Source organism: Streptomyces sp. NPDC002669 (assembly GCF_042889165.1).
Lineage (GTDB): Bacteria > Actinomycetota > Actinomycetes > Streptomycetales > Streptomycetaceae > Streptomyces.
Genome location: NZ_JBIAQQ010000002.1, coordinates 357,387 through 372,291 on the forward strand (window position 1 = coordinate 357,387; position 14,905 = coordinate 372,291).

The 14,905-nt window shown below is 70.9% G+C and carries 18 protein-coding genes and 1 pseudogene; 11 read left to right on the forward strand and 8 right to left on the reverse strand.

Annotation, left to right across the window (positions count from 1 at the left end; all coding sequences use genetic code 11):
* Window positions 1-139 precede the first annotated feature (139 nt).
* The 3 genes from ACFYW1_RS04085 to ACFYW1_RS04095 all read left to right on the forward strand — a co-directional run bounded on the left by ACFYW1_RS04085 (window position 140) and on the right by ACFYW1_RS04095 (window position 1,422).
* Entirely contained in the window at window positions 140-544 is a 405-nt protein-coding gene (locus ACFYW1_RS04085) for a DUF6188 family protein (RefSeq protein ID WP_388986607.1), read from the forward strand.
* 67 nt (window positions 545-611) lie between these two features.
* Entirely contained in the window at window positions 612-824 is a 213-nt protein-coding gene (locus ACFYW1_RS04090) for a hypothetical protein (protein ID WP_388986610.1), read from the forward strand.
* Window positions 825-987: 163 nt separating this feature from the next.
* Complete coding sequence (locus ACFYW1_RS04095; protein ID WP_388986613.1) at window positions 988-1,422, forward strand: protein-tyrosine phosphatase family protein; 435 nt, start codon at window positions 988-990, stop codon at window positions 1,420-1,422.
* Between the two features lie 843 nt (window positions 1,423-2,265).
* Here the strand turns inward: ACFYW1_RS04095 and ACFYW1_RS04100 are convergent.
* Together ACFYW1_RS04100 and ACFYW1_RS04105 are read right to left on the reverse strand one after the other, a co-directional pair.
* Window positions 2,266-2,766, reverse strand: coding sequence for a DUF6355 family natural product biosynthesis protein (locus ACFYW1_RS04100; protein ID WP_388986616.1), 501 nt, complete (start codon window positions 2,764-2,766; stop codon window positions 2,266-2,268).
* Between the two features lie 329 nt (window positions 2,767-3,095).
* Window positions 3,096-3,467 carry a hypothetical protein gene (locus ACFYW1_RS04105; protein WP_388986619.1) on the reverse strand — a complete coding sequence of 124 codons (372 nt, stop codon included), beginning with the start codon at window positions 3,465-3,467 and terminating at the stop codon, window positions 3,096-3,098.
* A gap of 287 nt (window positions 3,468-3,754) precedes the next feature.
* Here ACFYW1_RS04105 and ACFYW1_RS04110 point away from each other — a divergent pair, with 287 nt between their 5' ends.
* From ACFYW1_RS04110 to ACFYW1_RS04125, 4 genes and pseudogenes are all read left to right on the forward strand, one after another.
* Window positions 3,755-4,492 carry an ATP-grasp domain-containing protein gene (locus ACFYW1_RS04110; RefSeq protein WP_388986621.1) on the forward strand — a complete coding sequence of 246 codons (738 nt, stop codon included), beginning with the start codon at window positions 3,755-3,757 and terminating at the stop codon, window positions 4,490-4,492.
* 16 nt (window positions 4,493-4,508) lie between these two features.
* Window positions 4,509-4,792, forward strand: a pseudogene (locus ACFYW1_RS04115) (IS110 family transposase); the annotation flags it as partial.
* Window positions 4,793-4,844: 52 nt separating this feature from the next.
* Window positions 4,845-5,147 carry a hypothetical protein gene (locus tag ACFYW1_RS04120; protein ID WP_388986624.1) on the forward strand — a complete coding sequence of 101 codons (303 nt, stop codon included), beginning with the start codon at window positions 4,845-4,847 and terminating at the stop codon, window positions 5,145-5,147.
* Window positions 5,148-5,780: 633 nt separating this feature from the next.
* Window positions 5,781-6,323 (forward strand): SMI1/KNR4 family protein, encoded by a 543-nt coding sequence (locus ACFYW1_RS04125; protein WP_388986627.1) that lies wholly within the window; start codon window positions 5,781-5,783, stop codon window positions 6,321-6,323.
* A gap of 484 nt (window positions 6,324-6,807) precedes the next feature.
* Here the strand turns inward: ACFYW1_RS04125 and ACFYW1_RS04130 are convergent, their stop codons facing one another.
* The 3 genes from ACFYW1_RS04130 to ACFYW1_RS04140 form a co-directional block, all read right to left on the reverse strand.
* On the reverse strand, window positions 6,808-7,374 hold the full coding sequence (locus ACFYW1_RS04130; RefSeq protein WP_388986629.1) for a hypothetical protein: 567 nt from the start codon (window positions 7,372-7,374) through the stop codon (window positions 6,808-6,810).
* A gap of 494 nt (window positions 7,375-7,868) precedes the next feature.
* Complete coding sequence (locus tag ACFYW1_RS04135; protein ID WP_388986632.1) at window positions 7,869-8,024, reverse strand: hypothetical protein; 156 nt, start codon at window positions 8,022-8,024, stop codon at window positions 7,869-7,871.
* 153 nt (window positions 8,025-8,177) lie between these two features.
* Window positions 8,178-8,612, reverse strand: a complete 435-nt coding sequence (locus tag ACFYW1_RS04140) for a DUF6223 family protein (RefSeq protein ID WP_388986635.1) — start codon at window positions 8,610-8,612, stop codon at window positions 8,178-8,180.
* Window positions 8,613-8,839: 227 nt separating this feature from the next.
* Between ACFYW1_RS04140 and ACFYW1_RS04145 the strand changes: the two genes are divergently transcribed.
* The 4 genes from ACFYW1_RS04145 to ACFYW1_RS04160 all read left to right on the forward strand — a co-directional run bounded on the left by ACFYW1_RS04145 (window position 8,840) and on the right by ACFYW1_RS04160 (window position 12,629).
* Window positions 8,840-9,967, forward strand: a complete 1,128-nt coding sequence (locus ACFYW1_RS04145; protein WP_388986638.1) for a sensor histidine kinase — start codon at window positions 8,840-8,842, stop codon at window positions 9,965-9,967.
* On the forward strand, window positions 9,964-10,626 hold the full coding sequence (locus tag ACFYW1_RS04150; protein WP_388986641.1) for a response regulator: 663 nt from the start codon (window positions 9,964-9,966) through the stop codon (window positions 10,624-10,626). Before ACFYW1_RS04145 ends, ACFYW1_RS04150 begins: the two co-directional genes overlap by 4 nt.
* 577 nt (window positions 10,627-11,203) lie before the next feature.
* Window positions 11,204-11,350 (forward strand): hypothetical protein, encoded by a 147-nt coding sequence (locus ACFYW1_RS04155; protein WP_388986644.1) that lies wholly within the window; start codon window positions 11,204-11,206, stop codon window positions 11,348-11,350.
* 601 nt (window positions 11,351-11,951) lie between these two features.
* Entirely contained in the window at window positions 11,952-12,629 is a 678-nt protein-coding gene (locus tag ACFYW1_RS04160) for a hypothetical protein (protein ID WP_388986646.1), read from the forward strand.
* Between the two features lie 201 nt (window positions 12,630-12,830).
* Here the strand turns inward: ACFYW1_RS04160 and ACFYW1_RS04165 are convergent, their stop codons facing one another.
* The 3 genes from ACFYW1_RS04165 to ACFYW1_RS04175 form a co-directional block, all read right to left on the reverse strand.
* On the reverse strand, window positions 12,831-13,025 hold the full coding sequence (locus ACFYW1_RS04165) for a hypothetical protein (protein WP_388986648.1): 195 nt from the start codon (window positions 13,023-13,025) through the stop codon (window positions 12,831-12,833).
* A gap of 62 nt (window positions 13,026-13,087) precedes the next feature.
* Window positions 13,088-14,152: a 2,3-butanediol dehydrogenase gene (locus ACFYW1_RS04170; protein WP_388986650.1), complete on the reverse strand. Its 1,065-nt coding sequence runs from the start codon at window positions 14,150-14,152 to the stop codon at window positions 13,088-13,090.
* A gap of 30 nt (window positions 14,153-14,182) precedes the next feature.
* Window positions 14,183-14,860 carry a CGNR zinc finger domain-containing protein gene (locus tag ACFYW1_RS04175; protein ID WP_388986653.1) on the reverse strand — a complete coding sequence of 226 codons (678 nt, stop codon included), beginning with the start codon at window positions 14,858-14,860 and terminating at the stop codon, window positions 14,183-14,185.
* Window positions 14,861-14,905: the final 45 nt, after the last annotated feature.

Below are 14,905 nucleotides of genomic sequence, written 5' to 3' on the forward strand. Positions count from 1 at the left end.
GGCCCGGTGCTGGAGAAAGCCGGCAGCCTCCCTCGCGAATTGGCGATCCAGGAGAAAAGCAACCCGTTTCAGAGCCCCTCGGAGCCGGCAACGTGATCTTGTGTGGCTGCGCGCCAGCCGGGGTCCGTAGGCTTATGGCATGGCCAACGGGATCAACCGTGTGGGCGACGGCTGGGACATCCACTCGATGCGTGGGATCGGCATCGGAGAGGTGATCATCGGCAACGTCCTGCGACTTCACACCGGTTCGAGCCGGATCGAGGTTCACAGCCCCGCCGAACTGACGACGGACCACGAAGCCGTTCCCGTCCACGCATCCACACGGACCAACCTCGATCGGCTTCCGCAACTGCTCGATCAGGTGGTCGCAGAGGTTCACGCGGCTGATTCGGGCAGCCTGCGAGTGCGCTTCGCCAGCGGCTGGCGTCTGGATGTGCCGGTCTCTTCCGATGCCTTCGGCTGGGTCATCGGTCTGCGGGGCAGCTCCTCCATCGGTTCACTGCCCGGCGGCGGCGTGAGAATGCCCGACCGGCCACAGGCGTGAGAGCCGGCTCAGGCGGAGCGCGTCGAGAGGCGGCGCCTCCTCGTCGAGCTTGCGCCGCACGACCGCGATGCTGTTGTGCCCGGTCGTACAGGGCGGCGACGTCGGGGTGGACGATCTGGGCAGCGGCCACCGCCTCGCGCTCGAACCATCGGGGCAGGTCAGACTGGGCAATCCCGTCGAGATCCAGCAGCTTGAGCGCGACCTCACGGTGGAGCACGCGATCCCGCCCGCCCCACACCTCGCCCATGCCACCCGACCCAGACGGCCGATCAGCTCGTAACGGTCCGCGATCAGCTTCCAGCATACGAGACGCCTCCACCGGGGCGGTTGGAGAGCGGCTCGGCGGTGTGCTGCGATGCCCGGTTCTCCGGCGGAGAACCGGGCGTTCGTGCTTCTGGTGAACCAGGGGCCGGAGCTGGGGGCCGGGTGCTTTAATGGCCGAGGTGAGCGAGCAGTGGAACGCCGATGATCCGGCCGTCCTGGCCCTTCCCTCCGGACGGCTGGTCCGCGGCCGGGGGCTGCGCAAGCCGTTGCCCGCGGGTCCCGAGCCGGAGTTCGGCGTGTACCTGCTGGGCCGCACCCCGCCCCCGGCCGGGTGGGAGTCGCGGTGGCTGCAGTGGCCGGACTTCCGGCTTCCGGCGGACCGGGAGGCAGCCCGGGTCCTCCTCGAAGAAGTGTGGAACCGGGCCGCCGACGAGCGGGTCGAGGTCGCCTGTGGCGGCGGGCTGGGCCGGACCGGGACGGCGCTGGCCTGCCTGGCCGTGCTGGACGGGGTCCCCGCGGCGGACGCCGTGGCGTTCGTCCGCCGGGGTTACCATCCGCGGGCGGTGGAGACACCCTGGCAGCGGCGCTACGTACGGAACTTCACGCCGCGTTGAGGCGGCCCATTTGGGCCCATTGTTTCATCCCGTCCCGCGACTTGATGGGTCCATGCTCCTCGCCAGGTTGGTGTGGATTCATGGGTGGGACGGAACGGCTGGGACAGTACCTCGTCGAACCCGGCGGCGAAGTCCATGACCAGCAGCAACCAGCGCTCGGCCAGCCTCTCGAAGCCATGCTGCCGGCCGGCCGTCACCAGAGACTCCAGCCCGGGTCGGTGACGCTGACCGGTCCGCCAGGCAAACCCCCGCACCGGCACCGGCACCGACGCCATCGCCGGCCCCGTCGACAGATCCTTCTTGGTGGCGTGCGAGCCGTAGCCGGCACCATCCAGGTGAACGTCGCCTCCCTGTCGTACGGGCACCGTTCGGCCACGTGTGGGCCGCCTCGGTCGTGGTGCAGCGCATCCGCAGATCAGGACCCGTCCAGCGTTTGCCGTACCGGAACTGCGAGCCGGCATCGACCGCGTCCGCGGGGCGCTCGAAGGACAGGTCGTAGTCGTCCATGTGCCTCCACCGGCCCGGCTTCTGCTCGCGCCTCAGCAAGCGGAACATCAACAGCAGCCGCGCCAGGTCGTGCTGATCGGCCCGGACCGTGTTCGTCTCCGGGGCGTAGCCGTACGTAGGGTCGGGGCGGGCATCTTCGGCATCGGTCCTCGTTCGCGTCGCTCGGCGGTCAGCGCCCCGCCGCAGGGCACGGCCGTGCGGCCGGACACTCAACGACCAGGGTCCGCCGGAGCCATGCCGGCCTCCGCCGTTCGTGCGCCGGCCGAACCCGCCATGGGCCTCGCTGTCCCCCGACAACGAACCCTGGACCGTTTGCCATCGAAGTCGGATCAAGGCTCAGTGGGGCGTGTGCCCGGTGCGATCTCCGCTCCGGCAGCCGGCGCCGCCGATGTAGTACGCGTTGAGATAGTTCGGACCTGCGCCCGGCAGCTGCGTGCGGCCGGGGCTGACGCAGAGGTGGTAGTCATTCGTGCTACCGCCCCCTGCGACGTCGACGTGCACCCGCACCGTCGTCGAGCCACAGTGGTTGTATGCGGCGAACTGGGACTCGCGGACGCTGTACCGGAAGAAGCCGCACGGGGCGAGAGAGCTCGCACTCGCCTGACGCGCTTCCGGACCGCGCTCAAGCTCGGCGTGAGCCGGACCCGGGAACGCCATCATGGCCAGCGTGGCACCTGACGCTGCCGCCAAAACGGCTCGAAAAGGACGGGGGGAGAGCTTCACAAACACTCCTTGGGGGCGAGTCATGACGATTGACGACCAGATGATCGGCTCTGCCTGACACCACGACACCTCTTGCGCGTCGCACTGGCACCGCCGGTGTAACTCCATGTTCATGCATCATTACCGTATGTCGCTGGATTGAGTGGCAGGTGAGATTGAAACGGGAATTTCGCCCCACCACAGCTGCTCGGCCACCACCATGTTCCGAGCGATCCAGACTTCTGGAACGGTGTGCCGCTCCGCCGCCGGCCCCGCAACCGTGCGGGGCGCGCCCCGCAGGCCCGGCGGCCTCGCGGCCGTCCTCGGACCTCGCCAGAGCGCACGGATCGCCGCGGTCGCGGCGAGCGCGGGTGTCGGCACCCCGCGAACTCCGGCCCGATCCGGACGAGCGCGTCGACCGGGGTGTCCACGGCGGCCGGCGTGTCCGACGCCGCCGATGGCGATCACCTGTCCTCGACCACGGCCTCCCACACCTCACACGCCACATCCGACAGCACCTCGGCCCGCCCCGGCAGCTCCATATCCGGCCCGACGATCCCGGCCCGGCCCGCGTACCGGCAGGGCGCCGGCCCGTGCCCGCGGCCGTACTCCCGCACGCCCTGGTGATGCCCGGCGGCGCGGAGGACGAGGGAGTGGTGGGCAAGCACCCCAAGAACCAGGAGCACGGCGCCGAACCAGCGCGGCCGCCGCTCACCGCAGCCCGCGCCGGGGAGATCACGGTCGGGCTGCGCGAGGCGATGGACGACCTCCGGCGCTCCGTGGCGGCCCTCGTCGCGCGGGGCCGCGGCACCCACGCCGCCCGCGTCCGGGGCCACTCGGGCACGGCAGCTGGGAGGCGTACTGCCAGGCGGAGCTCGGCATCCCCGGCGCGCAGGCGTACCGGCTCCTGGACGTCGCCCGCGCCCTGGCCGCGCTCCACGACGCGGGCACCGTCGGCACCGAGACGTCCCGCACACGAGACACCGCCCCGGGTACCGCGGCCGCGCTCGACTGTGGGGAATTCTCGGCTGCGTCGCTGGTAACGGTGGGGCTAGCGTGGCGGTTTTGCGGAGTGCGGGAGGGGTTTGCAGTGCTGGTCATGCCTGGGCGGCGGACGTCGACGATGGAACTGTTGGCCGTCGAGGCGGCGGGCCGAGGGATGTCGGTCAGGGCGGCGGAGGAGCCCGGCCTGGCAGGCCCTGCGTACTGGTACGGCGGACCGGTCGCGGGTGCGCGGCTGGCCGGCCGGCTCGGGTTCGCGTTGCTGGAGCCGACAGACGGCTGGCTCGCCGAGTTGCCGGAGGAGTTCACCGGCCGCCGGGTACGGGCGGGGACCGTCGCGGACGCATGGGCGATCGACCAGCCGACGTTCGTCAAGCCACCCCGTGACAAGTCCTTCCCGGCCGATGTCTACACCGACGGCTCCCGGCTGTCCTCCTCCCTGGATCCGGCAGAACCGGTGCTGCTGTCCGATGTGGTGACCTTCGCGGCCGAGTACCGGCTGTTCCTGCTGGACGGCCGGATCGCCACGGCGAGCCGGTACGCGGTGTTCGGCCGCCTCGACCCCCGCCCGCTCGGTACGGACCGCGCGGACCGGGCCACCACCGCGCAGATCACTGAGTTCGCCGACCGGCTGACCGTCGCAGCCGGGCACACGCTGCCGAGCGCCGTCGTCGTGGACGTCGGACAACTGCTGGACCCCTACCGCCCAGGCCATCGCTGGGCCGTGGTGGAGGCCAACATGGCGTGGTTCTCGCATGCCTACGCGGCCGACCCGGCACGGGTGCTGGACGTGGTTCTGCGGGCGGCGGGGCCACGCGAGCACCTGCGGCCGCGAGATTCGGCGTTCGAACGGCACTGATGCGCACTGCGCGAACCGGGCCTCCGGCAAACGCCGCTACGTCGGACGTCGGTTCGTGAAGAACAACCGCCTCAGCCACGTCGGCCACCTGTGGGCCTTCGCCCCCTCAGCGGTTCAAGTAGTGCGTACGCCCACTACCGGCGCCGCCGAGCAGAAGGGGACCGGCACATGCAGGCTCTGCGGTACCTGTCCAACCGGATGCTCGGCCAACTCCATCACTGCCTCTTGGCGCGGGTCCCGTCCGATGAGGCGATCGCCTTCCCCGCAGAGCTCCAGCCAGCAGGAACAGCCACCGCGTGAAGCAGGACGAGGCAGCTTGTCCAGGGGCGGCGGGAGAGACGATCATTCGGTCATGAGACCCGAAGTGCAGACGTTCGTTGCCGACGGACCGCTTCCCGACTGGGACGCGAGCGAGGAAGAGATCGACAGGCGTGAACGCCGGCTGAGGACGATCTCCCGCCCCGTCACGTCCGAAGAGGCGGCTGCCCTGGCCACCTGCTTCGGCCCCGACGACTGCTACGGCGTCGCCTGGACGCTCGTGCACCTGATCGAGACGGCTCCCGGCCGGGTGCCACAGTGGGAGGATCCGGGCCCGGGAGCTGGAGACTGGGCCGAGGTTCTGCGGGGGCGATGGGGCGGCGGCTTGACGGCTTGACTGCATGAGGTGTCCTTCCCCGCGATAGCCGAGAGAAGAGGCCGCCGTGATTCCGGGGCCGGCGGCCGCACGGGGCAGTACCTGTACCGGCCTGGTGCGGGAGCGGATCCGGTGAACGGTCGTCGTGGATCGGGTTGTGCGCTGGGGATGCCGCGGAGCATGACGGCGTAGAGGGGGAGTCGGGGAAGGGCCGGCGTTCGCCGATCTTGCGGTAGCCCCAGGTTTCGTAGAGGGCCTGGACGCGGGGGTGGGTGGTGTCGACGAGGAGGGTGGCCTGCTGCTCGGGGCGGGGGTTGCGGAGGGTGTCGTGGAGCCGTCGGGTGAGGCCGGTGCCGCGCCATTTCGGGCGGACCATGAGTTCGGACAGGGCGAAGGTGGTGCCCGGGGCGGGGGTGGGGGAGAGGTGTCCGCGCCAGGTTTCGCGGCCGAGGTCGGCGGTGGCGCGAGGAAGGAACGGCGGTGCGCAGGATCCTCCACGGGCGCGGACTTCTTCTTGCGACGGCCGGGCGGGGCGAACCCTGAGAGGGCGGTTCGTGACTCTCTGGGCAATTATGTGGCCGCGTCCCCCTCCATCGAGGACAGAGTATTGTTCGGGACCGTCGTGGTCGAGAACTCCCCGAATTGGCAGATGACATGGTGAGGGTCGAAGAGCTGGAGGCCGTGCTGCCTTCCATGACACGGTGGCGTGTGCCGGGCGGACACAGCGTGGACTGGACCGCCCTCGAGGCAAGCCTCGGGACGGCGCTGCCCTCGGACTTCCGCTCTCTGGCGGAGGCGTACCCGGTATTCGTCATCGATGATTTCCTCATGGTGTCCCTTCCCACGCCCGGCGCCGAGGCGCCGTGGGCGTCCGCGTCCAGGGACGACGAGATCCTTCAGGACCTGTACGAGATGGGCGACACCGAGGATTACGTTCCCTACCCGCAGCCGGGAGGCCTGATCTCCTGGGCGTCGTCCAATTCGGGGGACACTTTCTACTGGAGGACGAGCCCTGTGGATCCGGACGCATGGCCGGTGGTCGTCCGCACGGACAACGCCGACTGGATCGAATTCCCAGTCGGTGCCGTTGAGTTCCTGGCCGGCGTGTACGGGCGCACCATCGACGTGCCGGGCATGCCCAGGAACTTCCCCAGCGACAACCCGAAGGTGCTGGGCCTGAGCGACCGCATCGACTGATCGGCAACTCGGAGAGCTCTCCGTGAAGTCGGCGCCCGTGTCGCCCTTTCGCTCGGGGCGGGCGGCCTGGCCGCGGGTTCGCCGGTCGGCCATGGCCGCGGCCGGGTGAACAAGCCCTGCTCGGTCTCGGCCAGGATTCCGCATTCGACCAGCCGCTTGAGCTTCAAGCGGATGTTGTTGGGCGCGATCTCCACATCCAACGTCTCGCACACCGCTCGCGCCCGCAGCGGGGCAGCGGCTGCGGCGAACAGGGACGCGGACCACGACGGCTCCGGCATGGTGGATCCGGAAGGTCCGGCCAGATGTGTCTTGTCTCCGATCATCATTGCCGGGCGTGCAATGCGCCGATCGGTCTTGTCCGCCCTGTACGTACGAAGCCGCCCAGTGCTGCTCCCGGGTCAGCCCTGGCGAACCGGGCCCGTGGACCGGCCCGGTCGTTCGGTTCGGGCATGGCGAACAGCCCCGGGAAGAGGCGGAGTGTGGATCAGCCGGCCGGGTTCGGACCGGGACCGAGCGGGGGAAGGCCGTGGGCGGTGAGGAGGCGGTTGGCGAAGTCCGGGTCCCCGAGGGGGAGACCATGGGCGGCGAGGAGGGTGAACAGGTCTGCGAGTCCACGTGGTCCGGTGCCCCGCAGTTGATGGCCCGGGGCGAGGCCGAGGACGCCGACGAGGGGTCCGCGGCCGGTAACGGGGGTCGTGGACAGGCGCAGACGCATCGTGAGGCGAGCTGCGTCCGAATCGGGGTCCTCGTCGAAAGTCATGTCCAGGCCGGTGATGTCGTGCCAGTGGTAGCGGCGGCGCAGAAGTGCTCTGGAGAGGGTGAGCCCCTCGCTGTCGGCGCGCACCCAGAAGCTGATGGGTGCGGGCAGGGCCACGACGGGGACCATTGCGGCAACGATCAGCAGGCTGGGGACGGTGCCCAGCCGGTCCACCGCGCCGCTCGTGCCGAGGACGACAGCCACCAGAAGCCCCAGCAGGCAGCCGGGCCCTACTCCCGAGAAACGCCACAGGAAGCCCAGGCGCACGGTCCGGAACCGGTTCGTCGTGTTCACGGGCTCAATCCTGGAGCCTCGATGTCACCATTCCGCCACGTTTCCAAGGCCCTTGCGCCACGAATGCGCAGTGGCTGCATGCCGACCCGAGCCGATTGCCAGGAGGGCGGTCACGATCGGCAGGCCATGGCCACCAGTGATCCGAAGGCGATGAACAAGGTGTCACCGCTGCTGCCGGGATGCCTACGCCTCGGCCGGACCCTGCTGGGGGTGCCTCGGCCTTTTCCGCCAGGTCCCCGCCCAGGGCAGGCGTGACACTGTCGTCGGAGACCTTCTTGACCGTGTCCACCAAAGCCTTGAACTCGCTCTTGTCCACCTCCTCGTCGCTCGGCGGGATGGTCGTACGGGCGAGATGCGACGGTCCTGGGCCCCAGGCTCTTGCCCTGGTACGGCGAAGCCACCGGCCCGGTCACAGGTGAGTCGGTGAGGTCAACGACGTCCTTACCGGTCCTCTGCCCGGCGGCAGGATCGCCGGCCCCCCTGAACGGCCTCGATCACGAGGGGCAGTCGGTCCCCTTGCTCCTGGGAAAGCGCTTCTCCATCAGCTGCTGCGCCTCGGCCGACTGCGAGTCTCCTCCGGAAAAGTCCTTGCCAGGGGCGGCGCCGTAGCCGAAGCCGACGAACGACACCACGACCACTCCGGCAATCAAGATCAGGAGAACCAGGCGGCGGCGCCGGAAACAGAAGCGACCCGGTTCCGCCGGAGTCCTGCCCGCAGGGGGAGTTCCGGTTGCCATCATTGCCTCCTCATGCCCCTGCCCCTGTCCCTCCCCCACGCGAACGCGCCCTCGTAGTCGGGGCGGTCAGCCGGTCGGCTGCTCGGTGCGGCGGGAGCGGGCCCGGGCCAGCCGGCCGAGGACCGCTGCGATCGGCCCCAGCAGCAGGGCCAGGGCGCCACCGATCACTCCGTTGCCGGTGCCGGGACCGCCGTCGGCGACGGCCAGATTCACCGCGCCGACGACGATGCCGATCAGCCCCGCCACCAGAGCCGCCTGGGCCCCCTTCTTCCCGTTGCCGTTGCCGATTCGGCCGGCGGAGCGGGCCAGGGCCAGGGCGCCGATGACCACGCCGGCCAACGCCACCAGTGCGGCCACGGTGCCCACGAGCCGCCCGGCGGTCAGGTCGTAGGCATCGACGGCGATCGGCTGGACGGAGGCGTGCGCGGCCGCCGGTGCGGCAAGCCCGGCCCCACCGAACAGGGCGCCTGTGCTGGTGGCAAGTACGTAACGGACGGACATGGGGTGCTCCTTCTCCTCGTACAGCTCCTGCTGCTGGATGTCGTCGGATCCTGCCCGCCGGGCCCGCCGCCGGTCGTCCCGCAGACGGAGGCACTTTGCGCTGCCGCCGATGGCGCACGCGGCTACTTCGGGTGCTGCAGGAGCCGCGCAAGTACTGCGGACGCGGTAGAGGTCCGCTCGTCCGCGAGCGGGACTCGCCCGCGCGGGCATCTGGCTAGGGTGCGCGCATGGACAAACGACGGTTCGCCGTCCCGGCCGGGACCGGGGACTGGGTGATCGCTGCGGGCGTGGCGGCGCTGATGCTGGGCACCGGATGGTCCGGGGAGCACACGGGCACGGGGCCCGGCCTGCTCGGCTACGCCCTGCTGGCGCTCGGCGGCCTGGCACTGGCCGCGCGCCGCCGGGCTCCGGTCGTCGTTCTGGCCGTCACCGGGCTGTGCGCGGTGGGGTACCAGGCCGCCGGGTTCGACGTGCTCGCCGTCGCGTACCTGGTCGCGGTGTACGGCGCGGTGCGGGAGGGGCACCGCGCCCTCGTGGTGACGGCTTCCGTGACCCTGCTGGTGGCTCTCCAGCTCACGGCCCTGGTCGCCCGCGACGGGCCCGTGGGCGAGGCGTTGGTGCGGGCCCGCGGCACCCTGGAGATCGCCTGGCTCATCGCTGCCTTTGCCGCGGGGGAAGCGTTGCGGCAGGCGGAGCAGCGGGCGGAGGAGGCCGAGCGCACCCGGGAGGAGGCTGCGCGGCGCCGCGCCGACGAGGAGCGCCTGCACATCGCGCGCGAGCTGCACGATTCGCTCACCCACCAGATCTCCATCATCAAAGTGCAGTCCGAAGTCGCCGTCCACGTGGCCCGCAGACGCGGCGAGACGGTGCCGGAGGCACTGCTGGCGATCCAGGAGGCCGGACGTGAGGCCAGCCGGGAGCTGCGCGCGACCCTGGAGGCGCTGCGCGACGACGACACGACCCCGCCACGCGGACTGGCCGACGTACCGGAACTGGTGGAGCGGGCCGGCAGGACCGGTCTGGAAGCGACGCTGACGATCGAGGGACAGCGGCACGACGTGCCGGCCGCGGTGGGCCGGACCGCCTATCGGATCGTTCAGGAGTCGCTGACCAACATCGTCCGGCACTCCGCCGCCACCACGGCATCGGTCCGGATCGACTACCGGCCCGACGCCCTCGCGCTCCGCATCGACGACGACGGCAAGGCCACGCCGGACACCGCCCCCGTGCCCGGCGTCGGGCTGCTCGGCATGCGCGAACGCGTCACCGCCCTCGGCGGCCTGCTGCGCGCCGAACCGCGCGGCGAGGGCGGCTTCACCGTCCGGGCCGAACTCCCCGTGGAGCACACGTCATGATCCGCGTCCTGCTGGTCGACGACCAGCCACTCATCCGCAGCGGATTCCGCGCACTCCTCGACCTCGAGGACGACATCGAGGTGGTGGCCGAGGCCGCCGACGGCGAGGAGGGTCTGGAGCTCGTGAGGGAACACCTGCCCGACATCGCGCTCATCGACATCCAGATGCCGGTGGTCGACGGCATCGAGACCACCCGGCGCATCGCCGCGGACCCGGCCCTGGCCCGGGTGCGCGTCGTCATCCTGACCAACTACGGCATGGACGAATACGTCTTCGACGCGCTGCGCGCCGGCGCCGCCGGATTCCTCGTCAAGGACATCGTCCCGGACGACCTCCTGCACGCCGTCCGTGTGGCCGCACGCGGCGACGCCCTGCTCGCCCCCTCGATCACCCGCAAGCTGATCGACAGGTACATCTCCCAGCCGCTCGACACCGGTGCCGAAGCCGGGCTGGAAGAGCTGACCAGCCGCGAACGCGAGGCCGTCGCCCTGGTCGCGCGGGGCCTGTCCAACGACCAGATCGCCGACCGCATGGTGATCAGCTCCCTGACCGCGAAAACCCACATCAACCGGGCCATGGCCAAGCTCCATGCCCGTGACCGCGCCCAACTCGTGATCCTCGCCTACGAATCCGGCCTGGTCGCTCCGCGCAACTCCTGAGACCCGCGGGCCGCAACCACCGTCCAGCCCCGCGGTCGTCGGTCAGAAAGTGAGTGCGCTGGTTGAACCAGCGCACCACCACAGAATCCGGCTTCCACAGCATCTGCGTCGATGATGTGAGAAGTCGTCTCCCAACCGAACGTGATCCGTTGATTTCTTCTGGTCAGGCTTGGTGTGGCTCGGAATGTGGAGAGACATCCGGCATCTTGTTTCCGCTCCGTGAGCGAGGGGCGCGCGATGGCGTCGGTGCTGGGAATGCTGGAGGGGAGACAGCGGCCCGTGTGCGGGTGGAAGGGCTACGGGAGGAGGTCGCCCGGCCGGCTGAGGTGTTGGAGGCCGCCGAGGTCGAGCTGGACCGGCGGGGGATCGCGTGGGAAGAGCTGGTCGAGGCCCTGGCCGCCTCGGCTGTCGAGTTCACCGCCGGGACCGAAGCCGAGGCCGAGGAGAAAGCGGTGCTGCCGCTCGCGCCGGTGCGGCCCAGCTCCTGCTGCGGCTCATCGCCAGCCACACCCGCGGCCCGCTGTTCCTCACCGACCGCAAAGCCCCCGCCCGCACCCTGGCCCTGGGCATCTGCCCGGTGACCGGCCGCGCACGGCTGCCCCACCGCCGGGCGGAAGAGATCTCCGAGGAGAGCGCCCGGCTGCCGGCCAACCCCCTCGCCGGCCCCAACAACTTCGACGACCTGAGGGGTGGGCACTCCACCGGCTTCGCCACAGTGCGTTGATCCCTTGAGGGTGCCATCGTTTGCCGGCAGGCCATCGACGCGTCCAATGAACCCGCCTGATCCGGGCCCCTGCGGTCGGCTCGGCGGGCCGGGCCCTCGGTGGTCATGTCAGCCATGAAGATGACTTCTCAAGCGGTTGCCCGGGCCACCACACGGGTCGGCCCAAACAGGTGTCAGGACGTCCCCTGAAGGTCGGCCCGATGGCTACGAGACCAGCCCTCACTGTTGTGGCCCCGGCTGCGCCGACTACGAGTCCGGCACCATCTGGCGCGCCCGCCCCACCTGCGTGCTGTGCGCCGAGATTGTCCCGTCCAGGACAAGGCCGCCGACCGCGAGCGCGCCCGCCGTGCCGCCGTCGGCCTGTGCCTCCAGCACGGCACCCGCCCGGACACCGTCTCCACGCCCCGGACCGTCACGGTCGTTCCGGCGCCCGCCCGGCCCCGTACCGGAACGCCCGCGACGGCCGAGCCGGTCGAGGAGCCCGGTCCACGGGCCTGCCAGGGCCAGGAGCAGGACGCGCCGTGCACGCGCGAGCCCCCCTGCCGCTGCGCCGCCTGCGCCGACGGCACATGGTCCAGCAGATCGCCGGGGTGGTGGCCTGATGACCAGCACCCCGCAGCCCTCCGGTGCCGACCTCGCCCGCCAGGCGCTGCTCGCCGCCCGCGAAGCAGCAGCGGAGCAGACCGGGCACGCCCGGAAGGACAAACCGAGACGGCGTACCGGCCCCGCCCTGCGATGCGACGGCCGCGAGCCGCTCGGACTCGGCAGCGCCATCAGCTGGATGAGGACCGAACGCGGCCTGGCCCCCCGGCCGCCGACGGCAGCGTCCTCGCCCGGTTCGACGCCGTCCTCACCGCGCGCTGCCCCGGAGCTGGCCGGGCGGGTCCTGGCCGTGGCGCTCGACGCGGACACCGGCCGCCCGGACGTCGTCCCCGATGTCCCGGCAGTCGGCACGAAGCTGTGCTGGAGCGCGCCGAAACCGATCGCGGCGGCCAACCAGCAGGTGCCGGAGGCGAATGTCCGCGCCCTGCACGTCCTGGCGCCCGCACCGATGAAGACCAACCCCACCGCGGAGGCCCCTTGCCCCTGCCCCGCCCCCGGCCGCCGCGCCGGTGGAGCACCTCACTTCGTCGGACGGCTACCGGCGCGCGATCGAGGCGCACAGCCAGGCCGCCCGCACGTCGAGGGCGGACCCGGCCATCGCAAAAGCGGTGGAGCGGCAGACCGCCGCGATGCGGGGACTGTTCCACTGACTGCACTGCGTAGTCCGACCGGGTGATGGGCGTACGTATGCGGCTTCCCGAACTTGGCTTGATCTACTTCGGCGCGGGCCGATCGGCGCCGGGCGAGCCGCGGCTGCCGTAACAGAGCTGCGGCTCCGCTACAACAGGTCGTGCCCTGGTGCAGGACAGGGGTTGGTCATTCCTGGGCGCGGACTCCGCCGACGGACGACGCCCTGTACGCAGCGGGCAGGGTTTGGTCAGGGCAGGATCTCGACGTACCCGTCGGTTCGGTGCACGCGAATCCGCTGCCCGTCCCGGATCGGCCGGGTGGCCCGCTCCAGGCTCAGGACGACGCGGGCCCTCCCGGTGACGGTCCTGGTGGAAACCGGCAGACCGACCAGGGCACCGGCCGGCGCGCCGCGTGCGGGTACGCGGCGAAGCCCACCGAGCATCGGAGCACGGGCCTGGGTGCGGCTCCCACCATGCGCTTCCCGCCATCGGCTCTGCCGACGTGTCAGGAGCGGGGGTTCACCAGGATCTTGACGGCCGTCTCGTTGTGGTGGATCAGGGTCTCGAAGCCTTCGGTCACGAGGTCGTCCAGGCCGATGGTCTTGGTGATGAACGGCGCCAGGTCGATGCGTCCCTCCTGCACCAGCTCGATGGTCTGCGGGTGGGAGTTGACGTACGCGATCGTGCCGCGCAGGTCGGCCTCCTTGAGGACGAGTTTTTGCATGTCGATCGATGCCGGCTTGCCCCAGATCGAGATGACGGTGATGACACCGCCGGGCCTGATGGCGTCCAATAGCGTATCGAGGACCACGTTGACGGACGTGGCCTCGAATGCGACGTCCGCACCCTTGCCGTCGGTGAGCCGGCGGACCTCCTCGGTGACGTCGGTGGTGGCGGGGTCGATGACATGGTCGGCGACCCCGGCGTCCAGTGCCTTCTGCCGACGCAACGAGCTGAGCTCGGTGACCGCGACCTCGACGCCCATCGCTTTGAGCACCGCGCAGGTGAGCAGCCCGATGGGACCGGCGCCGCCGACGAGGGCGAAGTCGCCCGCCTTTGCGCCCGAGCGCTGGAACGCGTGGTACGCCACCGACAGCGGCTCGATGAGTGCTGCCTGGTCCAGTGGGACGTCTCCGACCGGGTGGACCCAACGGCGTTCGACGACGATCTTCTCCGCGAGCCCGCCCCCGCGACCGCCCAGCCCGATGAAGTTCATGTCGGGCGAGAGGTGGTAGGTCGGGTTGTCCTCGCTGGTATCGACGTCGGGGCGCAGGATGTAGGGCTCGACGACGACACGGTCACCCGGCTTCAGGTCCTCGACGCCCTCGCCCACCGCGTACACCACGCCGGACATCTCGTGCCCGAGTGTCACGGGCGCGGACTCGCCCGAGACCGGGTGCGGGTGACCGGCCGGCGGAACGAAGATCGGTCCGTCGAGGTACTCGTGCAGGTCGGTGCCGCAGATCCCGCAGAACGCGACGTCGATGCCCACCGTGCCCGGTCGTACGGTGGGCTCCGGGACGTCCTCGATACGGATGTCACCGCGGTCGTAATAACGTGCAGCCTTCACTTCGAGTCGGCTCCTTCGGCTGTGTGTTGCTCACACCTCGTGTCGGACCCTGCCGTGGCGTGAGGTTCGCATCTCGCGCCACACATTCACGTCAACAGCTAACACTATGTGGCAAAGCGGATGTGCACTCATGTGGGCCTCCTGCACCATGGGCGCCCTTGCGCCTGCCGTACCGTCCACGCACGCCGGATGCGCACCCCAGGTGCGCGGCACGGGTCCAGCGATCAGCAGCCGACCGGGCGAAACCCGCCGCCCGGGCAGTGCTCGGGCGGCGCCGCTCCGGCGCGCGTAGGGGCGGGAGGCTTTTGCGCGGTTGCCGCAGCCCGCCATGGAGCACCAGCGGCGGGGGCCGTTCTTGGACGCGTCGTAGAAGTGCAGGACACGGGCGGGGTCGGCACAGGGGCGCAGGCGCTCGGGCCGGTCGTCCAGGAGGGACAGGTGGTCGACTGCCGCCGCCCACGCCGGGGCCCAGGACGGGTCGTCGATCTCGGTGACGGTCCGCGGCGGGGCCGACGTGCGGCGCAGCCTGCCGCGGGCGAGCACCTCGTTGAGCGCGCCGCGCGCCCGATCGGCCGGTGGGGTGGCATCGACGAGCACGCCCAGGGCGGCGCGGGTCTCCAGGAGGTTGGCCGAGGTGGGACTGTCGGCGGCGGCGCGATGGCCGTCGAACGCCGCAGCGACGGCGGGCGAGGCGAGCCGGATTGCCAAGCCGTCGAGGGAGTCGAGCAGGCCGTGCCGCCCGGCAGCGTCGAT

Excerpts from the sequence above, each read along its gene's own strand:
- ACFYW1_RS04085 (WP_388986607.1), top strand. The coding sequence starts at position 140 with ATGGCCAACGGGATCAACCGTGTGGGCGACGGCTGGGACATCCACTCG.
- ACFYW1_RS04090 (WP_388986610.1), top strand. The coding sequence starts at position 612 with ATGCTGTTGTGCCCGGTCGTACAGGGCGGCGACGTCGGGGTGGACGAT.
- ACFYW1_RS04100 (WP_388986616.1), bottom strand. The coding sequence starts at position 2,766 with ATGAACATGGAGTTACACCGGCGGTGCCAGTGCGACGCGCAAGAGGTG.
- ACFYW1_RS04110 (WP_388986621.1), top strand. The coding sequence starts at position 3,755 with ATGGAACTGTTGGCCGTCGAGGCGGCGGGCCGAGGGATGTCGGTCAGG.
- ACFYW1_RS04120 (WP_388986624.1), top strand. The coding sequence starts at position 4,845 with ATGAGACCCGAAGTGCAGACGTTCGTTGCCGACGGACCGCTTCCCGAC.
- ACFYW1_RS04125 (WP_388986627.1), top strand. The coding sequence starts at position 5,781 with ATGGTGAGGGTCGAAGAGCTGGAGGCCGTGCTGCCTTCCATGACACGG.
- ACFYW1_RS04140 (WP_388986635.1), bottom strand. The coding sequence starts at position 8,612 with ATGTCCGTCCGTTACGTACTTGCCACCAGCACAGGCGCCCTGTTCGGT.
- ACFYW1_RS04145 (WP_388986638.1), top strand. The coding sequence starts at position 8,840 with ATGGACAAACGACGGTTCGCCGTCCCGGCCGGGACCGGGGACTGGGTG.
- ACFYW1_RS04150 (WP_388986641.1), top strand. The coding sequence starts at position 9,964 with ATGATCCGCGTCCTGCTGGTCGACGACCAGCCACTCATCCGCAGCGGA.
- ACFYW1_RS04160 (WP_388986646.1), top strand. The coding sequence starts at position 11,952 with ATGACCAGCACCCCGCAGCCCTCCGGTGCCGACCTCGCCCGCCAGGCG.
- ACFYW1_RS04165 (WP_388986648.1), bottom strand. The coding sequence starts at position 13,025 with ATGCTCGGTGGGCTTCGCCGCGTACCCGCACGCGGCGCGCCGGCCGGT.